General features: G+C 30.9%; 20 protein-coding genes and 1 pseudogene. 10 read left to right on the top strand and 11 right to left on the bottom strand.

Annotated elements, in window-relative coordinates; all coding sequences use genetic code 11:
- From pyrE to AJN64_RS00425, 4 genes are read left to right on the top strand one after another with little or no spacing between them, the layout of a single operon-like run.
- Positions 1–609, top strand: a complete 609-nt coding sequence (gene pyrE, locus AJN64_RS00440) for an orotate phosphoribosyltransferase (RefSeq protein WP_052859083.1) — start codon at positions 1–3, stop codon at positions 607–609.
- Positions 610–1,020 (top strand): RDD family protein, encoded by a 411-nt coding sequence (locus AJN64_RS00435; protein WP_002870659.1) that lies wholly within the window; start codon positions 610–612, stop codon positions 1,018–1,020.
- Between the two features lie 14 nt (positions 1,021–1,034).
- The gene (locus AJN64_RS00430; RefSeq protein WP_070292527.1) at positions 1,035–2,057 is read left to right on the top strand and encodes a ribonucleotide-diphosphate reductase subunit beta; all 1,023 of its coding nucleotides are present in this window, start codon (positions 1,035–1,037) and stop codon (positions 2,055–2,057) included.
- Positions 2,044–3,417: a nicotinate phosphoribosyltransferase gene (locus AJN64_RS00425; RefSeq protein ID WP_074470018.1), complete on the top strand. Its 1,374-nt coding sequence runs from the start codon at positions 2,044–2,046 to the stop codon at positions 3,415–3,417. The genes AJN64_RS00430 and AJN64_RS00425 overlap by 14 nt, the downstream gene beginning before the upstream one ends.
- Here AJN64_RS00425 and AJN64_RS00420 read toward each other — a convergent pair.
- Positions 3,386–3,934 (bottom strand): gamma carbonic anhydrase family protein, encoded by a 549-nt coding sequence (locus AJN64_RS00420; protein WP_053872228.1) that lies wholly within the window; start codon positions 3,932–3,934, stop codon positions 3,386–3,388. The genes AJN64_RS00425 and AJN64_RS00420 overlap by 32 nt on opposite strands.
- Before the next feature lie 88 nt (positions 3,935–4,022).
- Here AJN64_RS00420 and AJN64_RS00415 point away from each other — a divergent pair, with 88 nt between their 5' ends.
- On the top strand, positions 4,023–4,652 hold the full coding sequence (locus AJN64_RS00415) for a protein-L-isoaspartate(D-aspartate) O-methyltransferase (protein WP_002861021.1): 630 nt from the start codon (positions 4,023–4,025) through the stop codon (positions 4,650–4,652).
- A gap of 19 nt (positions 4,653–4,671) precedes the next feature.
- Here AJN64_RS00415 and AJN64_RS00410 read toward each other — a convergent pair whose 3' ends face one another.
- The 10 genes and pseudogenes from AJN64_RS00410 to AJN64_RS00365 all read right to left on the bottom strand — a co-directional run bounded on the left by AJN64_RS00410 (position 4,672) and on the right by AJN64_RS00365 (position 16,341).
- Positions 4,672–5,859 (bottom strand): aspartate aminotransferase family protein, encoded by a 1,188-nt coding sequence (locus tag AJN64_RS00410; RefSeq protein ID WP_072223577.1) that lies wholly within the window; start codon positions 5,857–5,859, stop codon positions 4,672–4,674.
- Between the two features lie 3 nt (positions 5,860–5,862).
- A pseudogene (gene argB / locus AJN64_RS00405) lies at positions 5,863–6,708 on the bottom strand (acetylglutamate kinase).
- Positions 6,709–6,711: 3 nt separating this feature from the next.
- Positions 6,712–7,158, bottom strand: coding sequence for a GNAT family N-acetyltransferase (locus AJN64_RS00400; RefSeq protein WP_044778734.1), 447 nt, complete (start codon positions 7,156–7,158; stop codon positions 6,712–6,714).
- A gap of 9 nt (positions 7,159–7,167) precedes the next feature.
- Positions 7,168–8,196, bottom strand: coding sequence for an N-acetyl-gamma-glutamyl-phosphate reductase (gene argC / locus AJN64_RS00395; RefSeq protein ID WP_052949953.1), 1,029 nt, complete (start codon positions 8,194–8,196; stop codon positions 7,168–7,170).
- Between the two features lie 163 nt (positions 8,197–8,359).
- On the bottom strand, positions 8,360–9,451 hold the full coding sequence (locus AJN64_RS00390) for a DNA adenine methylase (RefSeq protein WP_044778732.1): 1,092 nt from the start codon (positions 9,449–9,451) through the stop codon (positions 8,360–8,362).
- Positions 9,452–9,489: 38 nt separating this feature from the next.
- Positions 9,490–10,008, bottom strand: a complete 519-nt coding sequence (gene infC / locus AJN64_RS00385; RefSeq protein WP_002851726.1) for a translation initiation factor IF-3 — start codon at positions 10,006–10,008, stop codon at positions 9,490–9,492.
- A complete protein-coding gene (gene thrS / locus AJN64_RS00380) occupies positions 10,005–11,813 on the bottom strand; it encodes a threonine--tRNA ligase (RefSeq protein ID WP_053872230.1) in 1,809 nt (602 codons plus the stop codon). Before thrS ends, infC begins: the two co-directional genes overlap by 4 nt.
- Before the next feature lie 130 nt (positions 11,814–11,943).
- Positions 11,944–12,747: an undecaprenyl-diphosphate phosphatase gene (locus AJN64_RS00375; protein WP_002861013.1), complete on the bottom strand. Its 804-nt coding sequence runs from the start codon at positions 12,745–12,747 to the stop codon at positions 11,944–11,946.
- A 73-nt stretch (positions 12,748–12,820) separates the two neighbouring features.
- Entirely contained in the window at positions 12,821–14,818 is a 1,998-nt protein-coding gene (locus AJN64_RS00370) for an OPT family oligopeptide transporter (protein ID WP_079264243.1), read from the bottom strand.
- A gap of 182 nt (positions 14,819–15,000) precedes the next feature.
- The gene (locus AJN64_RS00365) at positions 15,001–16,341 is read right to left on the bottom strand and encodes a CitMHS family transporter (protein ID WP_053872232.1); all 1,341 of its coding nucleotides are present in this window, start codon (positions 16,339–16,341) and stop codon (positions 15,001–15,003) included.
- Positions 16,342–16,662: 321 nt separating this feature from the next.
- Between AJN64_RS00365 and AJN64_RS00360 the strand changes: the two genes are divergently transcribed.
- The 5 genes from AJN64_RS00360 (at position 16,663) to purF (ending at position 21,583) form a co-directional block, all read left to right on the top strand.
- A complete protein-coding gene (locus tag AJN64_RS00360) occupies positions 16,663–17,010 on the top strand; it encodes a hypothetical protein (protein WP_002861010.1) in 348 nt (115 codons plus the stop codon).
- A 134-nt stretch (positions 17,011–17,144) separates the two neighbouring features.
- Complete coding sequence (locus AJN64_RS00355; protein ID WP_053872233.1) at positions 17,145–18,272, top strand: hypothetical protein; 1,128 nt, start codon at positions 17,145–17,147, stop codon at positions 18,270–18,272.
- Positions 18,272–19,453, top strand: coding sequence for a replication-associated recombination protein A (locus AJN64_RS00350; protein WP_070292526.1), 1,182 nt, complete (start codon positions 18,272–18,274; stop codon positions 19,451–19,453). Before AJN64_RS00355 ends, AJN64_RS00350 begins: the two co-directional genes overlap by 1 nt.
- Positions 19,454–19,515: 62 nt before the next feature.
- Positions 19,516–20,244 (top strand): 4-hydroxy-tetrahydrodipicolinate reductase, encoded by a 729-nt coding sequence (dapB, locus tag AJN64_RS00345; RefSeq protein WP_052802346.1) that lies wholly within the window; start codon positions 19,516–19,518, stop codon positions 20,242–20,244.
- Between the two features lies 1 nt (position 20,245).
- Positions 20,246–21,583 (top strand): amidophosphoribosyltransferase, encoded by a 1,338-nt coding sequence (purF, locus tag AJN64_RS00340; RefSeq protein WP_002870672.1) that lies wholly within the window; start codon positions 20,246–20,248, stop codon positions 21,581–21,583.

The following is a 21,583-nucleotide window of genomic DNA, read 5'->3' as shown; positions in this document are numbered from 1 at the left end:
ATGAATTTAGAGCAAATTTATAAAGATTGTGGTGCTTATTTAGAAGGGCATTTTTTACTAAGTTCAGGTAAACATTCACAGTTTTATCTTCAAAGTGCAAAAGTTTTAGAGGATCCAAAATTAGCAGCAAAACTTTGTGATGAACTTGCAAAGATTATTGCAAGCTATAAGATAGAATTTGACAGCATTTGCTCTCCTGCTTTAGGTGGAATTTTAGCAGGTTATGAGCTTGCAAGAGCTTGTAGTAAACGTTTTATCTTCACTGAAAGAGTAAATAAAGAAATGACTCTAAGACGTGGTTTTGAAGTAAAAAAGGGTGAAAAATTTATAATTTGTGAAGATATCATTACTACAGGTGGTAGTGCTTTAGAGAGTGCAAAAATCATTAAAAGTTTAGGTGGCATTGTTGTAGGTTTTGCAGCATTAGCAAATCGTGGTTTTTGTGCGGTAGAAAATCTAAAATCTCCAAGAAAAGATAATGCGAAATTACCTGAAAATTTACCACTCTTTACTCTAGGAAATTTTGAATTTGAAATTTATGATGAAACAAATTGTCCGCTTTGTAAAAAAGGGAGCAAAGCCATAAAACCAGGAAGTCGTGGAAATTAAATGAAAACTAAAGCAAAAATTAGCTCTAGATGGTTAAGATTTAGAGCTTTGCTTATAGATATTTTTCTTATTTATGTTCCTATTTTATATTTATTTTATTTTATATTAGGCTCTAAAGAAGCTTTTTTAAACAACCATTTTATCACAACTTTATGTACTTTTTTATTTGGTTTGATTCAAGCTATTTTTTTAACAAAAAAGGCACAAAGCCCAGGTCTTAAAGCATATGATTTATATCTTATTGATATAAAAACGGGAAAGAAACTAAGTTTTCTTAGAATTTTACTAAGATATGTGATATTTATTATAAGTTTTGGCTTACTCTTTGGTTTATTTGTCAGTTTTGTAAGAAAAGATCGTTTAAATTTACATGATATTTTAACTCAAAGTTGTATAGCCACCAAAGCATAAAGAAAGGTTAAAAAATGCAAAGAAAAAGAATTTACAATCCAAGCTCAAACGAAACCCTAGGAGATCGTAAAGTTTTTGATGGTAACCCACATGGAATTTTAAATTTCACTAAGGCAAAATATACTTGGGCTTTAAAACTTTGGGATTTAATGGAGGCAAATACTTGGTTTCCAAAAGAAGTGGATACAACTAAAGATGCACTTGATTATCGCTGTAATTTAACCACAGGTGAAAAAAGAATGTATGATTTAGTTTGGAGTCAGCTTATTTCTATGGATAGTTTTCAAACCAATAATTTAGCAGATAATATCAACCCTTATATCACAGCTCCTGAAATCAATGCGGTTTTAGCACGCCAAGCTTATGAAGAGGCAAACCATTCAAAATCTTACGCTGTTATGGTAGAAGCGATTTGCGATAATGCAGATTTGATTTATGAAATGGAAAAGCATGATGAAACTTTGCGTGAAAAAAATGACTTTATTTCAAGCATTTATGAAGAATTAGCAGGCGATGTAGATGATAATAAACTTCTTTTGGCTATGGTGGCAAATCAAATTTTAGAAGGAGTATATTTTTATAGTGGTTTTACTGCTATTTACGCACTTGCACGTGCAGGAAAAATGCTAGGTTCAGCACAAATGATCCGCTTTATCCAAAGAGATGAAATCACACATCTTTTATTATTTCAAAATATGATCAATTCAGTACGCAAAGAAAGACCTGATTTGTTCCATGATGAAAATATCAATAAAATTTATGATATGTTTAAAAAAGCTGGAGATCTTGAGATCAAATGGGGTAAATACATCACTCAAAATCAAATCATGGGCTTTACTGATGATATCATAGAAGAATATATCCATTATCTTGTAGATCAAAGATTAAGCGCAATCAATTTAGACAAGCTATACAATGCAAAACATCCTATTAAATGGGTAGATGATTTTTCAAAATTTAACGATCAAAAGAGCAATTTCTTTGAAAGTAAAGTAACGAATTATTCTAAGGGTAGTATAAGCTTTGATGACTTCTAAAACTTCTTTAGCCTTACTTTGTGATTTTTATGAATTTACAATGTCTCAAGGCTATTTCAAAAACAATAAAAAAGATCAAATTTGTTATTTTGATATATTTTTTAGAAAAATTCCAGATTCAGGATCTTTTGCTATTTTTGCAGGTCTTGAAGATATTTTAGACTTTGTTGAAAATTTGAGTTTTGATGCAGAAGATATAGAATTTTTAAGAAAACAAGGTATTTTTGATACAGAATTTTTAGATTTTTTAGCTAACTTTAAATTTAAAGGTGAAATTTATGCTATGCGTGAAGGAGAAGTGATTTTTCCAAACGAACCTTTGCTATGTATTAAAGCTACAACCATAGAAGCACAGCTTTTAGAAACTTTTTTACTTTTAAGTTTAAACCACCAAAGCCTTATTGCTACCAAAACCAATCGTATCGTGCGTGCAGCTAAAAACAGTAAAATTTTAGAATTTGGCTCACGCAGAGCACAAGGAAGTGAAGCGGCCTTAAAAGGGGCAAGAGCAGCTTTTATAGGAGGTTGCATAGGAAGTGCTTGTACTTTAGCAGGAAAAATTTATAATATCCCTATCAATGGAACTATGGCACATTCTTGGGTGCAAATGTTTGAAAATGAACTTGAAGCTTTTAAAGCTTATGTGAAAATTTATCCAAAAAATCCTGTTTTTTTGATTGATACTTATGATTGTCTAAATAGCGGACTTAAAAATGCAATTAAAGTTTTTAAAGAATTTGGTATCCAAGAAGGCGGTGTGAGAATAGATTCTGGAAATTTATTTGAGTTGAGTTTGAAAATCAGACAAGAACTTGATCAAGCAGGACTTCAAAAATGTAAAATCATAGTTTCTAACGCCCTTGATGAATGGAGCATTAAAAAACTCAAAGAACAAAACGCACCTATTGATATCTTTGGTGTAGGCGAAAGATTGATCACTGCTTCAAGCGATCCTATTTTTAGTTGTGTTTATAAACTCGCAGCCTTAGAAGATCAAGGTATAAAACCTAAAATAAAAATCAGTGAAAATAACGAAAAATCAACCCTACCTCATTTTAAAAAACTTTTTAGAGTTTATGATAAAAACACGCAAAAAATCCTTTTTGATGAGCTTTATGTTTTTGACGAAAACCCAAATCAAGATGAAAATTTAGAACGCAAAGAACTTTTAGAATTAGTCTACAAAGAAAAAAGACTTCTTAAAAAGTCATCTTTAAATACTATTCAAGATTATACAAAAGAGCAAATCTCAAAACTCGATGAGAGTTTTTTAGATCTTGATCGTTTTGTGAAATTTGAAGTAAAACTCTCGCCTAAACTTCAAAATATCACTGAAGATCTTTTAAAAACTCGTTTTTAAAATCCACATAATTTAAAGCGGATTGTTTTAGAGAGCTTATTTCTTCATCGTTTAATTCACGCACAAATTTTGCAGGATTTCCAAGTATCAAAGAGCGTGGCGGAAATTTTTTACCCTTTGTTACAACGCTTCCAGCACCCACTATGCTATCTTCTTCTATCAAAGCATTATCCATGACAACAGCATTCATTCCGATTAAAACACGATTTTTTATCACACAAGCATGGATAACGCAATTATGTCCTATGGTTACATCATCTCCTATTATTGTAGGAAAACCAGCATCTTTTAACTTTCCTTTTTCGTCAAATTCCCTATGCCAAACATGCACCGTGCTAAGATCTTGAATATTGGTTCTTTTGCCAATTTTTATAAAATTAACATCAGCTCTTAAAACACAATTAAACCAAATGCTACTTTCATCTCCTATTTCTATTTCTCCTATGATTTTAGCTCCCTCTGCAACAAAAACATTTTGACCTAGTTTGGGACTATGATTTTTAAATTTTATAAGCATTTTTTTCCTTTTTATTTAAGTATAGCTAAGTTTAACTCTATTTCAACTTTTTTAGTTACAATTTTTATTTAAATTTATAGGAGAAGTAATGAACGCATTTGAACAAAAAAGATGTCAAAATATGGCTGAAGAAATTGCACAAAAAGTTTTTATCAATGAAGAGCTTTTTAATGCTTTTTGTCAAATTCCGCGTGAAATTTTTTCTCCTTTAAAAGCCCATGCTTATCGCCTTGATGCTTTGCCTTTGGCAAATTCTCAATGGATTAGTTCACCTTTAACTGTAGCTAAAATGACTATGGCTTTAGATTTTAAAAATGCTGATAGTATTTTAGAGATAGGTTGTGGAAGCGGCTATCAAGCTGCGATTTTAAGCAAAGTCATAAGGCGTGTTTTTACCATAGAACGCATAGAAAATTTAGCCAAAAAAGCCGCTCAAACTTTCAGAGAATTAGAACTTTTTAATATCAATGTAAAATTTGATGATGGACAAAATGGCTGGAAAAATTATGCTCCTTATGATAGAATTTTATTTTCTGCTTATGCGACACAAATTCCTGAAATTTTACTCGATCAATTAAGCGATGGCGGGATTTTAGTCGCTCCTATTTTACACAATGGCAAACAATTCATCACACGCCTTAGAAAAAATGGCACAAATTTACAAAAAGAAATTTTAGAAGAATGTTTATTTGTGCCTATAGTAGATGGAAAAGAATAAACTTTTTTTACAAAATTTATTAAAAACTCTTTAGAGCCTTTCTTAACTTTTCACTCATTTCATCAATATGTTCTTTTTGCAAAATCAAAGGAGGTAAAAATCTCAAATCATTCTCCCCGCAACTTATCAGCAAAAGTGCATTTTCTTGGCATTTTTGAATGACCTTGGACACTTTTACACTTTTATCAAGACTAAGCCCTTGCATAAACCCTAAGCCTTTGCGTTTTTTACAAAAATCAAATTCTTTGATCAACTCATCTAAACTTTGCTCTAAATAAGGCGTGAGTTTATTGACATTTTCTAAAATTTTTTCTTCTTTAAAAATTTCAAAAACCGCATCCACTCCTGCACAAACCAAAGGATTTCCCCCATAAGTGCTACCATGATCGCCTGCTTCTAAAGAATTGTTTGCTACTTTTTGATTAATCACAAAAGCACCCACACTAAGCCCACAGCCTAAGGCCTTAGCTGAAGTCATGATATCAGGCAAAATTTGTGCGTGCTCATAGGCAAAAAATTTTCCACTTCTACCCATACCACATTGAATTTCATCAGCGATTAATAATATATCTTTTTCATCGCAAAGCTTTCTTAAGGCTTTGTAAAAATCTTTATTTGCAGGATTTATCCCACCTTCTCCTTGTACGCTTTCTAAGATAATAGCACAAGTTTTTTCATTTACCAGTTTTTCAACGCTTGAAATATCATTATATTTTGCAAATTTAACCCCTGAAATTAAAGGTTTAAAAGGCTTTTGATATTTTTCATTAGCAGTAAGCGATAAAGCCCCTAAAGTACGCCCATGAAAAGAATGCTTAAAAGCGATAAATTGTCCACCCTTAATACCTTTGTTAAAGGCGTATTTTCTAGCTGTTTTCATCGCTCCTTCTATACTTTCTGTACCAGAATTTGTAAAAAAAACACGCTCTAAAGCACTAGCTTTGGCTAAATTTTTAGCTGCAGCGGCTATGTTTTCATTATAATATAAATTGCTAGTATGTAAAAGTTTATCCACTTGAGCTTTGATTTTAGCATTAAATTTAGCATGATTATATCCTAAAGCACAAACACCTATGCCACTTGAAAAATCAAGATATTTTTTAGCCTTATCATCAAAAAGATAAACCCCTTGCCCTTTTTCTAAAACTATATCAAAACGCTTATAAGTAGGGATAATATGACTTTGTTCTTTATAATCCATTTTCATCCTTTAACCCACCAAAGTGCCTATACCTTCATCGGTAAAAAACTCAAGCAACAAAGAATGCTTCACGCGTCCATCTAAAATATGCACCTTTTTAACTCCATTTTCACAAGCATCAATGCAAGATTTTAATTTTACATGCATACCACCTTCTATTTTAGGAGCTAAAATTTTAGCCTGTTCAAGACTGATTTTAGAAATTAAAGAATTTTTATCATTAAAATCCTCATAAAGCCCTGCAGTATCCGTTAAAAAAGCAAGTTTTTCAGCCCTTAAAGCCTTAGCAATCGCACAAGCTGCGTCATCAGCGTTGATATTATAAGTATTAAAATCCTCATCCATACCAATAGGAGCAATGATAGGTAAAAAATCTTTTTCCAAAAGCTCTTCTAAAATTTTCGAATTTACCTTTTGTATCGTGCCAACAAAAGCTAAATTTACATCTTTTTTCACACATTCTAAAAGTGCACCATCTTTACCACAAAGCCCTATGGCTTTAACTCCTAAATTTTGTAAACTATGGGCTAAATTTTTATTGATATGATTTAAAACCATACTGGCTACTTCAGTAGTGGCTTTATCACTAACCCTAAGACCGTTTTTAAACTCACTCTTTACGCCTAATTTTTCACACATAGCAGAAATATCTTTTCCTCCACCATGTACGATGATAGGCTTTAAACCCACGAGTTTTAAAAGAGCTATATCTTGCATCACGCAATGCTTTAGCTCTTCATTTTCCATAGCTGATCCACCCTATTTTATAAGTATAATCTTGGAATTAAATTTGCGTATATAAGGCAAAGCTTCGATTAAGACATTAGCTTTTTCTAAATATTTTTGCATGATCATTCCTTAAGCATTAAAGCTAGTTTGATTATACTCGTTTAAAGAAAGATCGTAATAATTCGCATCTTCTCTTAAAGTAAAACCATAATGTTTCCAAAACTCATTGCCCAAATCATTGTTTTTAAAAGCGATTAAGGCGATTTTATTGATCTTTTGAGCTTTTAAAGCCTCAAGACAAAATTTCGTCATCTCGTGTGCTATACCCTTTTTTCTATGATCTTTATGTACACATACATGATAAAATCCCCCTGTACGTCCATCATGCCCGCAAAGTATACTTCCTACAATTTCTTCATCAATCACTGCTACAACGCTAAGATTTGGGTTTCTATCTAAAAAATTTTCTATATTTTCTTTGCTATCATCAATGCTTCTTATCCCAAAGCCTTTTATCTCGCACCAAAGCTTATAAACGACTTCATAATCGCTTTTTTGCATAGCTCGTATTAACATTTTTATCCTTTACAAATTTGCAAAGAATTTAAGTCCTTCATCTTCATCAAAATCAAACATTAAATTCATATTTTGAACAGCTTGTCCTGCTGCACCTTTGATTAAATTATCAATAGCACCAAGCACAATAACACGCCTTGTGCGTTGATCTATACTAACATTGATATCCGCAAAATTGCTTGATTTAACCCACCGAGTCTGCGGAAACGACTGCGGCGGTAAAAGCCTTATAAATTTATTGTTTTGATAGTATTTTGTATAAATATCGCGTATATCTTGTTCTTGCAAATTCTCTTTTAAATTTGCATAAGCACTGATTAAAATTCCTCTTTGCATAGGTACAAGATGAGGGGTAAATTGTAAAGTGATTTTCTCTTTGGCTGCATAGCTTAAATGTTCTTCAATTTCAGGAGTATGACGGTGTGAAGCCAAACCATAAGCTTTGATATTTTCATTAACTTCACAAAAAAGATTTTCCACCTTTGCACTTCTTCCTGCTCCACTTACTCCACTTTTTGCATCAATGATAACTGAGCTAAAATCAATGATCTTTTCTTTAAAAAGCGGATAAAGACTTAAGATAGAACAAGTGGTATAACAACCTGGATTTGCCACTAAACTTGCTTTTTTTATCTCTTCTTTATAAAGCTCGCAAAGTCCATAAACTGCATTTTGCAAAAGCTCTTGATTAGGATGAGTAAATTTATACCAAAGCTCATAATCTTTAGGATTTTTAAGACGAAAATCTGCACTTAAATCAATGATTTTCATCTTTTTTAACAAATTCTCATTTAAAAGCTTAGCGCTAAATTCATGCGGAGTAGCCAAAAATAAAAGATCAAGTTCAAGTTCATCTAAATTTTTATTTTCAAAACATAAATTTAAAGGGGTATTAGGATAAAGATCTTGATAATTTTGTCCCACGCTAGAACTCGAACCTAAATAAGAAATTTCAACTTTGGGATGATTAAGCAAAATGCGTACAAGCTCATTACCTGCATAACCACTCGCTCCTAAAATCCCAACTTTTATTTTCATCTTTATCCTTTAAATGTAAAAGGAAGTATTATAAACAAAAAAAGTTAAAAATTTTAACTATTATTCTCTTCAACCTTATCTTTATTGCTCGAAAATCAAAACATCTGAAAAAATAAAATTAATTTAATCATGCAAAATAAAAAATAATTTTAGCAACAAGAATTTAATTTTTAACTAAAATATAAAGTTGTTCATGAAGATGGATATTACGATTTTTAAGATTGCGAGAAGCTCTAAAAGTATTATATTTTTGTTCTAAAATCCGACATTTTCCAAGAGTACTTAAACGCTTTAAAAAAATTTCTTTTTTTACAAAACCTTCACAATTATAAGAAAGTAAAATCACTCTTGCTTTTAAATCATTAATGAGTTCAAATAAAGCGTCTTGGGCAAATTTTGACTTATTAAAAGTACTACGATTCCAATCTTTTGGAATGCCACTGATTTTAGAAATTTCTTCAGGTTTTTTATAATTTGCGATTAAATTTAACATAAAATAATTAGAACTATAAGGATGTTGATTATAAGGAGGATCAAGATAAACCACATCAAAAAAATCAAGTTCTTTTGCAAGCATGCTTGCATCCTTTTGCATCACTTCAAATTCACAAGAAAAATTTGAAAAAATAGGCATTTTAAGCTCTATTTCTCCTTTAATACGTTTAAGTGCATTTTGTCCTTCGCCACCAAATTTTCCGATACCATCCTTACCCTTATAAAAACCTTTAAAAACTCCACTAGTATTTGAATGCACACTAGCTTCATAAATTAAAGGGGCTATAAAGAAATGTCTCAATTCTTTTGGAATTTCATTTTCAATTCTTTGTCTCATAGTATCAAGATATAAAGCATTTTTAAAAGTATAAAAAACCCTTTCATTTTTTTTAATATCATCATCATCTTTTGGAGCATAAAGCTCACTGATAAAACCTTTTTGAAAACCTAAATTTTGGATTAATTTTTTATAATACTTTTTTATATTTTGAAGCAAATCTTTGTCTTTATTAGCAAGATAACACTCATTGATGAGTTTTGAATAATCTTCTAAATCATTGGCTAAAATATAATTTGAGTGTGCTTTTGCAAAACGACTTACAACACCTGAGCCACTAAATATATCACAAAAACTAAATTTATCTTTACCAAGTTCTTTTTTAGCTACCTTAAAGCCCTTATTTAAAAAACTTAAAAGCGCTCTTTTATTTCCAAGATAAGTTATAATTTGCTCTTTTAAAAAAGAAGGATTTTCTTTCAAAATTTAAAACCTTTAAAAGCCTTATCCACAAAAGTGGATTAAGCTTTTTTTGGAGTTACAAGCATATTTACATAACGACCTTCAAAATTTGGCTCTTTGTCACGATTAGCTTCATTTTCTATCATAGTCCAAATTTTTTCAAGCAAAGCTACACCTGCTTCAGGAGTTGCCATTTCACGTCCTTTTAAGAACACACGAAATCTCACATGCTTACCTTGTTCTAAAAATTCTAAAGCATGTTTTACCTTGTAGTTAATATCATTTTGAGCAATTTTTACAGAAAGTTTGATTTCTTTTATATCAATCACTTTTTGTTTTTTCTTTGCTTCTTTTTGTTTTTTCTCTTGTTGATAACGGAATTTACCATAGTCCATGATCTTGCAAACAGGTGGCTTAGCATCTGCAGCTATCATTACAAGATCAAGTCCTAAACGATTTGCAATTTCTAAAGCTTCATCACTACTAATAATACCATAAACCTTGCCATCATCGCCAACACATCTGATTTCATCCGCTCTTATTTCTTCATTGAGCAATACTTCTTTTTCTTTACTCAAAAGTGTACCTCACTCATTTTCTCCTTAACTAATTTAATAAATTCATCCAAGCTAAGATTTTTTTGTTCTTTAGCTCTTCTATCTCTTAAAGCAACGCTACGCTTTGCCACCTCATCATCGCCTAAAACTAAAATCATAGGTAATTTTTGTTTTTCAGCGATACGAATTTTCTTACTTAAACTCTCATTTTTTTCATACACCTCGCTATCAATATTAAGCTCTAATAATTCTTTTTGAATTTCTTTTGCGTAAGCAATATGTGCTTCGCCTATTGGCACTATACCCACCGCAGTTGGTGCGATAAAAAATGGAAACTCACCCGCACAATGCTCGGTTAAAATTCCTATAAATCTTTCAAAAGAACCTAAAATCGCACGATGCAACATTACAGGTTGTTTTTTTTCATTATCACTATCAGTATATTCGAGTTTAAAACGACTTGGCAGGTTAAAATCAACTTGTATAGTTCCACATTGCCACTTTCTTTTTAAAGCATCGGTGATTTTAATATCAATCTTTGGCCCATAAAAAGCCCCTCCACCTTCATCAATGCCATATTTTAGACCTTGTTCATCTAAAGCTTCCTTTAAAGCCTTAGTTGCCACTTCCCAAATTTCATCATCACCTATGGCTTTGTCAGGTTTAGTTGAAATTTCCATCTCATAGCTAAAATCAAATAATTTCATCAAATTATCCACAAAAGCTAAAATTTCTAAAACCTGCTCTTTAATCTGACTTGGCATACAAAAAATATGTGCATCATCTTGAGTGAATTCTCTCACTCTAAAAAGTCCGTGCAAAACCCCACTTTTTTCATGACGATGCACCACGCCATATTCAAAAAATTTCAAAGGCAAATCACGATAACTTCTTACATCACTTTGATAAATTTTAATATGCCCCACACAGTTCATAGGCTTAATACCATATTCTTGTTCATCAATTTGTGTAAAATACATATTTTCTTTATAGTTTGCATAATGCCCACTGATTTTCCATGCATCTGCTTTTAAAAGCTCAGGCCCACGCACAGGCTCATAACCACGCAAACGATGGATCTTATAAAGCATATGTTCAAGTTTAGATCTAAGTCTTGCACCATTACTTAACCAAATAGGAAGACCTCCTCCGATCTCATCATCAAAAGTAAAAAGCTTAAGCTCTGTTCCAAGCTTTCTATGATCGCGTTTTTTAGCTTCTTCGATAATGGTTAAATACTCTTTTAAACTTTCCTTATCTGCAAAAGCAGTCCCATAAATTCGAGTAAGCATTTCTCTTTTTTCATCACCACCCAAATACGCTCCTGCAACACGAGTGAGTTTAAAAAAGCGTAAAAATTTCGTATTTGGCACATGAGGACCACGACACAAATCTTCAAATTCACCTTGCTTATAAATACTTACAGCTCCATCAGGAATACGCAATAAAACTTCTTGTTTTAAATCATCATTTTGAAATTTAGCCAAAGCTTCGTTTTTTGTGATTCCGTATTTTGAAATTTCAATCTTTGCTTCAGCAAGTTCTTTCATCTTTTTTTCAATTTTTACTAAATCTTCTTCGCCGATCTTACTTTCTACACGAAAATCATAATAAAATCCATCTTCTATAACAGGACCAACGAAAAATTTAGCTTCAGGATACAAACTCTTAATCGCCTGTGCCATTAAGTGTGCACAAGAATGGCGGATTACTTCTAAACTTTCTTTAGAATTATCAAAATAAATTTCTTTTAAATTTGTATCTTTTACACTTTGAGAGTCAATTATTGTCTCATTGTCCAAATACGCAATAACTTCTTTTTCCATATTTTTAACCCTTTGTCGCTCACTTACCCTGTGAGTGTTTATAAAGTTCTAATTTTAACTTTCTAAGACTTAATTATTTTTGAAATTCAGCTTATTTTTAAAAAAATCTTAGAATAAATTTAATATTTATTTATAGCTTAAACTCACTTCCAGCATTTAAAATCCCACTATAATACAAATAAAAGAAAACAAATCCTAAAATAATACGATAAATTCCAAAAGGGATAAAGTCGAATTTAGAAATAAATTTTAAGAAAAATTTTATAACTAAAACTGCAACAATAAAAGCAGTGATAAAACCTATGCTTAAAGGAATTAAAGAATTTGCGTTACTCAGTAATTCAGGCTCTTTATAAATACTATAAGCTGTAGCGATAATCATCGTTGGAATGGCAAGCAAAAAACTAAACTCAGCCGCAACTTTTCTATTAAATCCTAGCAAAAGTCCACCAATAATACTTGCTCCACTTCTTGAAGTTCCAGGAATCATGGCTAAAGATTGAAAAATACCTATACAAAAAGCTTGTTTAAAGCTTATTTCTTCTAAAGAATTAATACGATATTGTTTATTTTTGTGCGCAAGTTCTATAAGAATAAGCACAACACCACCAAAAATGAGCATTCCAACCACAACCCAACCATTAAATAAAGCATTTAAGTATTTTGCCACAAAAAGCCCTATAACTCCAGTAGGAAAAAATCCCACTGCAAGTTTTAACCAAATATCAAGCCCTTGAAACAATTTACGCCAAAATACAAAAATTACCGCCAAAATAGAACCAAGCTGGATAATAATCAAAAAACTTTTCCAAAACTCATCTATATCAATACCTAAAATAGTCGCACCTAAAATCATATGTCCTGTTGAAGAAACAGGTAAAAACTCAGTCAGACCTTCTATAATTCCAAGTATTAAAGCATATAAATTTTCCATTTTAATCCTTGAATGATAATTGCAAAAGAAAAATTATATCAGAATGGATTAAATGGGGTTTTAACCCCAAAAATTAAGCATCTTTTTTAACAATACGCTTAATGAAATATAATACAACTCCCACAAAAAAGATAAGTGCTAAAAGCTCGCTATCATGAAAATTTGTTAAATTTAAAGCTAAAGGATTTTCACTACCACCCATGCTTACTGAAAATACAGTAATTCCTGCGATAATTACCCCAAAAATACTTTCACCCACTATAAGCCCTGAAGCAAAAAGCGTGCCTCTTTGCTCACAACTTGCAAGTTTTTCTTCTTTATGAGAATTTTTTGTATATTTTTTAGTTAAGTATTGCATTACAATATATTTTAAAATTCCGCCTATAACTAAAGGTATATTTACAGCAGGTGGAAGGTAAATACCTATTCCAACGGCTAAAGGTGGCAAAGACATCTTCTGTGTTCTTCTTAAAATTTTATCTATAATAATCATTAAAATTCCTACAAATACACCAAAAGCCATATAACCCCACTCTATATTGTGATGAAAAATTCCTTGAGCGATAGTACTCATTAAATTCGCTTGCGGTGCTGCTAAAGCCGATGAAGCATCCATACCTTCTCTTGGCATTGCCCCAACAAAACCATAGGCTTGATAAAGCAAATTTAAAACAGGAACTATAGCCAAAGCACCAAAAACACAGCCTACAAGTAAAGCAACTTGTTGCTTCCAAGGAGTAGCTCCAACTAAATGTCCTGTCTTTAAATCTTGTAAATTATCATTCGAAATAGCAGCTGTAGCCAAAATAACACTAGTAGTAAAAATAGCTAATGCTACTGCAAATTTAGAAAGCATAGGATCTTGAAAAAGTTCCACACCTAAAACCAAAAAAACAATAGAAGAAATAATAACACCAATAAGTCCGATTCCAGAAATAGGACTAGAAGAAGATCCTACAAGTCCTGCCATATATCCGCAAGCTGCTGCAACAAAAAAACCTATTAAAACAGAAACTAAAGTTCCAACAAATGAAAATAGCATTTGATAATAAATACTTAAGTTAGCATCTTCAACAAAACTATAAAAAGTAATAAATAAACCCACAACCATTAAAACAAAAAGTATAAAAATACTTTTTAAAGAAAGATCTATATTTGTTCTTTCATTTTTTTCTTGATTAGTAATTTTAACATTTTTAACAATTTCTTTAATACCTTCAATAACGGGTTTTAAAAGTTCTATTAAAGTCCAAAACGCTGCTATAGCAATAGCTCCTGTTCCTATAAGCCTTACTTTAGAACTCCATACACTAGAAGCTAAATCTACGGCATTTTTTGCACTATCGAATTCAAAATTTGAAAGATAGGGAGTAAAAATACCCCAAGCTAAAAACATACCTACAAAAAGAGCTATAGCACCTGCTAAACCAACTAAATAACCTGCTCCTAAAAGTGCCAAAGAATATCCCATAGAAAAACCAAAAGCCATTTTATTCCAAATAAAAGCAAAACTACTCTCACTTGCAGCGAGTTTAAAACCATTGCTTAATAAACTAAAAATAGCAGCTATAAAAGAGCCTAATGCTATTTCTTTAATGCCTTGTTTTCCTTTTTTATTACTCTGATCTTTATTGGCTACTTTTAAAATTTCAGCTGCGGCTCTACCTTCAGGATAAGCAAGTTTACTTTCAACTACCATAGCCCTTCTTAATGGTATAGTAAAAAGCACTCCAAGTCCGCCACCACAAAGACATATCATAAAAGTTTGCCAAAGTGGAAATTCACTCCAATACCCACACATAAAAAGCCCTGGGATAACAAAAATAACTGATGATAAAGTTCCTGCTGCTGAAGCTTGAGTTTGAACCATATTATTTTCTAAAATATTTGAAGTCTTAAAAAGACTCAAAACCGCCATGGAGATGACCACAGCTGGAATTGATGATGAAAAAGTAAGTCCCACTTTTAACCCCAAATATACATTTGAAGCTGTAAAAATAATAGTTAAAATACTTCCCAAAATCAAACCCCTTAAGGTAAGTTCTGGTAAATTTTGTTTTTTGTACATCACTTCTCCGTTTTAAAATTTACTTTCAACTTAAAAAATATTCTTATAAGTTTAAATTTATAATTTTTCTCTAAAGCAAAATAAAATAATACAAAAAAACGCTTATATTTTTATAAATTTTTGACTCAAAAATATCATAAAACAATGAACCAATCATTGAAAAATTAAAAGTTCTTTTATTTTAATTATATTATCCCAGCTACCTCAGCAAAAATCAAGCAAATAATACTTATACCCCATATATAAAAAAAGCTTCTTTTGATATGATCTTTAATATTAACCTCTGCTAAACCGCAACCTAGCAAAGTTGCAGGCACAACAGGAGAAATAAATGTCGCACAATTTCTTGCTATCACCATGATAATAGCTATAGTCAAAGGTTCAGCGCCAAAAGCCTTAGTTACACTCAAAACTATAGGCATCACTCCATAAAAATAAGAATCTGTACAAAAAATAATTGCCATTGGAACAGCCAATATCCCTACCATCAAAGGAATATAAGCACCTAAATAATCTGGAACAAAATTTAAAATCAAAACACCCATTTTCTCCATAATACCACTTTTATCAAATACACCTATTAATATCCCAGCACCAATTAAAGTAATATACATAAGCATTGCACCAGCACTTGCACGATCTAAAACTTTTTTAGCTATTTTTAAATTAGGATAATTAAGCGGTAAAATTATTGCAAGTCCTATCATAAAGCAAATATAACTAGGAAAAATACCACTAATTAAAAGCCCAATAACCCCAATAGCTACAAGTAAATTTAACCAAAACCATTTTTCATTATGGTGTTCGCTTTTTTCTATATTTAAATTTATTCCAGACAAGTTACCTGCGCCTGCACCTCTTTTTATTTCTATCTTAGCAATCCAAATTGCCAAAAGAAGGGATAATACCAAACCTACAATCTGAATAGGTATAATATGGTGCCAAAGCAAATTTGCATCCATTCCTATATTAGTAGCCGCTCTTAGAGTAGGACCACCCCAAGGAATAACATTCATAACCCCCATAGCCGAAGTAATAATCAATAACATTGAAGTCTTTCTTATACCTAGGCGCTCATAAATAGGTAATAATGCAGGTATTACAATAAGAAAAGTAGAAGCACCTGAACCATCTAAATGTACAGCAGCAGTAATAAAAACAGTAAGAATGCAAACTTGATATACATTAGCTTTCATTTTTGATAAAAACGCATTTAAAATTTTAGTAAAAAAACCACTTGCATTTAAAACACTAAAAAAGAGTATAGAAAAAACAAACAAAGCTGCCGTATCCGTTACGCTTTTGACTCCATCTTTAATAAAAGCAACCAATGTTTTAATATCAAAAACACCTCCTTTAACCCCTAAAGCTGCACCCACGCCAAAACCAAGCTGTTCAAGAATAAGTAAAATACAAGCTACGCTAATACTTACACTTATAAAAGCTAATGCCGGAGTAGTATAATCTTTTAGCAAAAGCCAAACTATCAATCCTAATGAGAAAAAACCCAATAAAGCTAAAAAAATTCCATATCCTATCCTTTTGTATCATTTTTATTCAATAATAAAATGGATATTTTAAGTCCAACTTATATGTGTTTAAATTTATAGCTTTTTGGAAAAAATATATTTTCTAATGTAACTATTTTAAACAAGAATAAAAAATAATTTTTAATTATTTTTGATAAAGTATTCACTCTTTTAAATTTACAACTAGAAGTAACGATAGTCAAAATATAATAAGTTGCATAATATTATCAAAACTAAAAAGTCAAAATTTTAACTTCACATTCACTTCACTTAAAAAGTTTATAATGTTATCACTTTACATTACAAGGAGAAATAATTATGAAAAAAAGTATTTTATTTACATCAGCACTTTTAGCTAGCTCAATGCTTTTTGCAGATAGTCTAAAACTTGAAGGTACTATTGCACAAATTTATGATAACAATAAAACCTTGCTTATTGACTCTATTTATGGCGGACAAATGGCTATAAAAGTTCTACCAAATACCGAAATAGAAATGGATGATTGTGGTATTTTTGGAACAGATAAAGATGGAACTTTTAAAGATTTACAGGTTGGAAATTTTTTAGAAAGTAAAATTTCTTATGGAACACCTGCTACGCCAAATACTCAGGCTATTCCAGTAGCTAGAAAAATTGAAATTCAATGTTATAAAAAAGCTTATTAATATAAATCCCTTAACAAGGGATTTATAAAAATCATTCTTTACTAAACTACTTCATCACTCTTAAATAAAAATTTAAACTCTTTTTTAACAAGCAATTTATAAAATAACACTTATATTTTCATCTAAGGCAAATAATGAAAAAATGGATTTTTATTGTTTTTTGTTTTATATTAGGTTTTATTATTCATATATTTTATATAGGATACACTAACGAACTTTTATTTAATAAATTTATTAAAAACAGCAATCCTGATTATACAATTACAGATATTTACTTCAAAAAAGGTTTTTTAACTTCTAAAGGAAGTTTTACTTTAAATCACTCTCATACACAGCTTTCAACCAAAATCAACCTTAAATTTAATAATTATTTTTTCTTAAATAAAATTATAAAAGGAAATTTTACAAATCCTTTTGATTTTTTAGATGAAGCATTAAAAAACAATAAATTAGGAACTTTTACTCTTAAATTACACGATAACAACTCTAAAATATTTCTAAATATTAAAGATATAAATTTAAGCAATGGAGGTGGAGATACCATCATAAACGGCGGATATATTGAAGCTTTAATGAATAAAAATTTAGAAATTAAAAACATTAAAATACATTTTGATATGATTGATTTTTCTCAATTTTATACTAAATTTGTATTGCAAAATTTAAATTACGAACAATTTTTTAACAATCCTGTACAATTTTATGAGTTAAATTTATTTAGCGATAGCCAACAAGAGATCAACTTTGATTATCTTGTGCTAGATAACAATAAAATCAATTCTTTTTATAGCAAAAACCAAGTAAATTTTAATGAAGAAAATTCAACAATAAACTTAAACATACAAGGAAAATCCAATGAAATTAATATTGATCTTAAATCTTTATTGGGTCAGAATTTGAATTTTGACAAAACAAAATTTAACATAACCATAAATAAATTTCTTAACTCAAATTTCAATATCTCTCATTTTATTCAAAAAAATCTTGATCTAAAAATACAAAATTTAATTCTTGAAAAAAATAAACAAAATATCAGTCTACAAGGCAATTTAAATATTAACAACTCTTATCAAGCAAAATTACAAGTTATCAGTTCAGATGAGCCAGATGAAATTTTTCCTTGGACAAAGGATTATGGAGGTTTAAATCAATATTTTTTAAAAGAAAATAATAACTTTTTTCTAAATTTATCTTATGATAGCTTAGCCAATCCTCAGCTAAAAATTAATGGTAGTGAATTTTCAAATATGGATTTAAATTAATGAGCCTAGCTTTAACCTTTCGCCCTGAAAATTTTGATGATATTTTAGGACAATATGAGCTTATAGAAATTTTCAAAAAATTTACTGCTTTACAAAAACTTCCTCATAGTATTTTTTTTGGAACAGCAGGTTCTGGAAAAACAACTTTTGCTAGAGTTGTAGCCAAAGAATTTGGCTTAGATTTTTATGAATTTGATGGAGGAAATTTTAAACTCGAAGAACTAAGAAAAATTTTAGATAATTATAAAAATAGTCTTTATAAGCCTTTAATTTTTATTGATGAAATTCACCGCCTTAGCAAAACCCAACAAGAAATGCTTTTAATTCCTATGGAAAATTACCGTTTAATTTTAATCGGCGCAAGCACTGAAAATCCCTATTTTGTTTTAAGTTCTGGCATAAGAAGTCGTTCCATGCTTTTCGAATTTAAATCTTTAGGGGTAAAGGAACTTGAAACTTTACTTTTGCGTGTACAAGAAAAAATGAAATTTAGTATTGATAAAGAAGCTAAAGATTTTCTACTTAAAAGTGCTGATGCAAGAGCTATGCTAAATTTGCTTGAATTTGTCTTGGTTTTAGATGAAAAACATATCAGTCTTGAAAATCTTAAAAAACTTCGCAACACCATAAATAGTGAAGGTGTTAGCTCAAAAGATACACATTATATTTTAGCAAGTGCAATGATAAAAAGTTTACGCGGAAGTGACGTTGATGCAGCTATTTATTATCTTGCAAGACTTATTGATGCAGGAGAAAGTGCGGATTTTATCGCTAGGCGTTTGGTGATTTTTTCAAGTGAAGATGTCGGAAATGCCGATCCAAATGCTTTAAATTTAGCGGTTTCGACTCTAGAGGCTGTTAAAAATATAGGTTATCCTGAAGCAAGAATTATCCTAGCCCAATGCGTAGTTTATTTAGCAAGCACAATCAAATCTAATGCAAGCTACAAAGCTATCAATGAAGCTTTAAACTATGTAAAAAATAATGAAGCTTTAGAAATACCTAATTATCTTAACAACAATCATCAAGAAAAACAAAACTATCTTTATCCGCATGATTTTGGTGGCTGGGTAGAGCAAAAATATCTTAGTAAAAATTTAAAATTTTATCATAGCAAGGGCTTAGGAGAAGAAGCAAAATTGTTAGATAATTTATATAAATTAAAAAACCATAAAGCTTAATTTTATTATTTAAAATTTACAAAATAAATGCTAAAATCAATATTTTATTTTCAAGGAAAAAGATGATTAAAATAGGAATTTATGGCGCTAAAGGACGCATGGGAAAACAGATTGAAGAATGTTTAAAAAGCGAAACGCAAGCACAAATTTCGATACTTTATGATAAGGGTGGAAATTTAGAAGAGCTTTTTGAAAAAAGCGATGTGATTATTGATTTTTCTTCCCCAAGTGGAACTCATGAACTTTTAAATTATGCAAGAACTATGCCTAAACCTTTGGTAATAGGTACAACAGGACTTGATGAGAAAATTTTACATTTGATGCAAAGTGCTAGTGAAGTGATGCCGATTTTTTATGCGACCAATATGTCTTTAGGTGTTGCGGTTTTAAACTATCTTGCTAGTAAAGCCAGTCAAATGCTAAGAAATTTTGATATAGAAATTTTAGAAATGCATCATCGCCATAAAAAAGATGCCCCAAGTGGTACAGCTATGACTTTAGCCCAAAGTGTAGCAAAAGCTAGAAATTTAGAACTTGAAAAAGTAAGAGTAAGTGGAAGAGATGGCATTATAGGTGAAAGAAGCAAAGATGAGATTGCCGTGATGAGTTTAAGGGGTGGCGATATAGTAGGACGCCATACAGTAGGTTTTTATGAAGATGGAGAATTTTTAGAACTTAATCATACCGCTACTTCAAGGGCAACTTTTGCTAAAGGTGCGATTAAAATCGCTATTTGGCTTAGCAAGCAAGAAGCAAAAATGTATTCAATCAATGATTTTTTAGGAATTTAAAATGTGTGCAGTTGTAGGAGTTATCAATTCAAAAAATGCTAGCACTTATGCGTATTATGCGCTTTTTGCTATGCAACACCGTGGGCAAGAGGCAAGTGGTATTAGTGTGAGTAATGGTAAAAATATTAAGACTATTAAAGCCAAAGGTGAAGTGAGTCAAATTTTTAATCCTGATAATCTAAAAACTTTAGAAGGTGAAATCGCTATAGGGCATAATCGCTATTCTACAGCAGGAAATTCAAGCTTAAATGACGCTCAGCCCATAGCAGCTACTTCAGTTTTAGGTGATATTGCTTTAGCGCATAATGGAAATTTAGTCAATAAAGAAGAGGTAAGATCAAGACTTATTCAAGATGGGGCTATTTTTCAAACCAATATGGATACAGAAAATGTTGTCCATCTTATCGCAAGAAGTAAGCAAGAAAGCTTAAAAGATAGATTTATTGAGAGTTTAAAAGAATGTATAGGGGCTTATTGTTTTGTTTTAGCAAGCAAAGATAAACTTTATGTTGTAAGAGATCCTCATGGAGTACGTCCTTTATCTTTAGGACGTTTAAAAGATGGAGGCTATATAGTTGCTAGTGAAACTTGTGCTTTTGATCTTATAGAGGCTGAATTTATTCGTGATGTTAAACCAGGGGAAATGCTTATTTTTACTCAAGGAAATGATAAATTTGAAAGTATAGAACTTTTTTCTCAAACTCCTAGAATTTGTGCTTTTGAATACATTTATTTTGCTAGACCTGATAGCATAGTAGAAGGTAAAAGCGTGTATGAAGTGCGTAAAAAAATGGGCGAAGCTTTAGCTAAAAAATTTGTTTATAAAGCAGACTTTGTCGTGCCTGTGCCAGATAGTGGAGTAAGTGCAGCTATAGGTTTTGCGCAATATTTACAAATCCCTCTTGAAATGGCAATAGTAAGAAATCATTATGTAGGAAGAACCTTTATAGAGCCAACTCAAGAGCTTAGAAATTTAAAAGTAAAACTAAAGCTTAACCCTATGCGTAAAGTTTTAGAAGGCAAAGAAATTGTAGTCATTGATGATAGCTTGGTGCGTGGCACTACTTCTAAAAAAATAATTTCTTTACTGCGTGCTGCAGGAGCGAGCAAAATCCATCTTGCTATAGCTTGTCCTGAGATCAAATTTCCTGATACTTATGGCATAGATACTCCAACTTTTGAAGAACTTATCAGTGCAAATAAAAATGCTGAAGAAGTGCGTGAATATGTAGAAGCCGATACGCTAAGTTTTTTAAGCATAGAAGAATTAACCCAAAGCATAGGCGATGAAAGGAAATATTCTTTAATCAGTTTTGATGGAGATTATTTTATTAAATAA

Source organism: Campylobacter sp. BCW_4332, from assembly GCF_001763175.1.
Taxonomy (GTDB): Bacteria; Campylobacterota; Campylobacteria; order Campylobacterales; family Campylobacteraceae; genus Campylobacter_D; species Campylobacter_D jejuni.
Note: the sequence above shows the minus strand (reverse complement) of the source record. Positions and strands in the feature narration are given on the sequence as shown.

What these genes read in the sequence shown, in the direction of transcription:
- dapB (WP_052802346.1), top strand. Translation starts at nt 19,516, where the DNA reads ATGATTAAAATAGGAATTTATGGCGCTAAAGGACGCATGGGAAAACAG.
- AJN64_RS00410 (WP_072223577.1), bottom strand. Translation starts at nt 5,859, where the DNA reads ATGAAAATGGATTATAAAGAACAAAGTCATATTATCCCTACTTATAAG.
- pyrE (WP_052859083.1), top strand. Translation starts at nt 1, where the DNA reads ATGAATTTAGAGCAAATTTATAAAGATTGTGGTGCTTATTTAGAAGGG.
- purF (WP_002870672.1), top strand. Translation starts at nt 20,246, where the DNA reads ATGTGTGCAGTTGTAGGAGTTATCAATTCAAAAAATGCTAGCACTTAT.
- AJN64_RS00420 (WP_053872228.1), bottom strand. Translation starts at nt 3,934, where the DNA reads ATGCTTATAAAATTTAAAAATCATAGTCCCAAACTAGGTCAAAATGTT.
- AJN64_RS00430 (WP_070292527.1), top strand. Translation starts at nt 1,035, where the DNA reads ATGCAAAGAAAAAGAATTTACAATCCAAGCTCAAACGAAACCCTAGGA.
- AJN64_RS00360 (WP_002861010.1), top strand. Translation starts at nt 16,663, where the DNA reads ATGAAAAAAAGTATTTTATTTACATCAGCACTTTTAGCTAGCTCAATG.
- AJN64_RS00435 (WP_002870659.1), top strand. Translation starts at nt 610, where the DNA reads ATGAAAACTAAAGCAAAAATTAGCTCTAGATGGTTAAGATTTAGAGCT.
- thrS (WP_053872230.1), bottom strand. Translation starts at nt 11,813, where the DNA reads ATGGAAAAAGAAGTTATTGCGTATTTGGACAATGAGACAATAATTGAC.
- AJN64_RS00415 (WP_002861021.1), top strand. Translation starts at nt 4,023, where the DNA reads ATGAACGCATTTGAACAAAAAAGATGTCAAAATATGGCTGAAGAAATT.
- argC (WP_052949953.1), bottom strand. Translation starts at nt 8,196, where the DNA reads ATGAAAATAAAAGTTGGGATTTTAGGAGCGAGTGGTTATGCAGGTAAT.
- AJN64_RS00355 (WP_053872233.1), top strand. Translation starts at nt 17,145, where the DNA reads ATGAAAAAATGGATTTTTATTGTTTTTTGTTTTATATTAGGTTTTATT.
- AJN64_RS00350 (WP_070292526.1), top strand. Translation starts at nt 18,272, where the DNA reads ATGAGCCTAGCTTTAACCTTTCGCCCTGAAAATTTTGATGATATTTTA.
- AJN64_RS00400 (WP_044778734.1), bottom strand. Translation starts at nt 7,158, where the DNA reads ATGTTAATACGAGCTATGCAAAAAAGCGATTATGAAGTCGTTTATAAG.
- AJN64_RS00375 (WP_002861013.1), bottom strand. Translation starts at nt 12,747, where the DNA reads ATGGAAAATTTATATGCTTTAATACTTGGAATTATAGAAGGTCTGACT.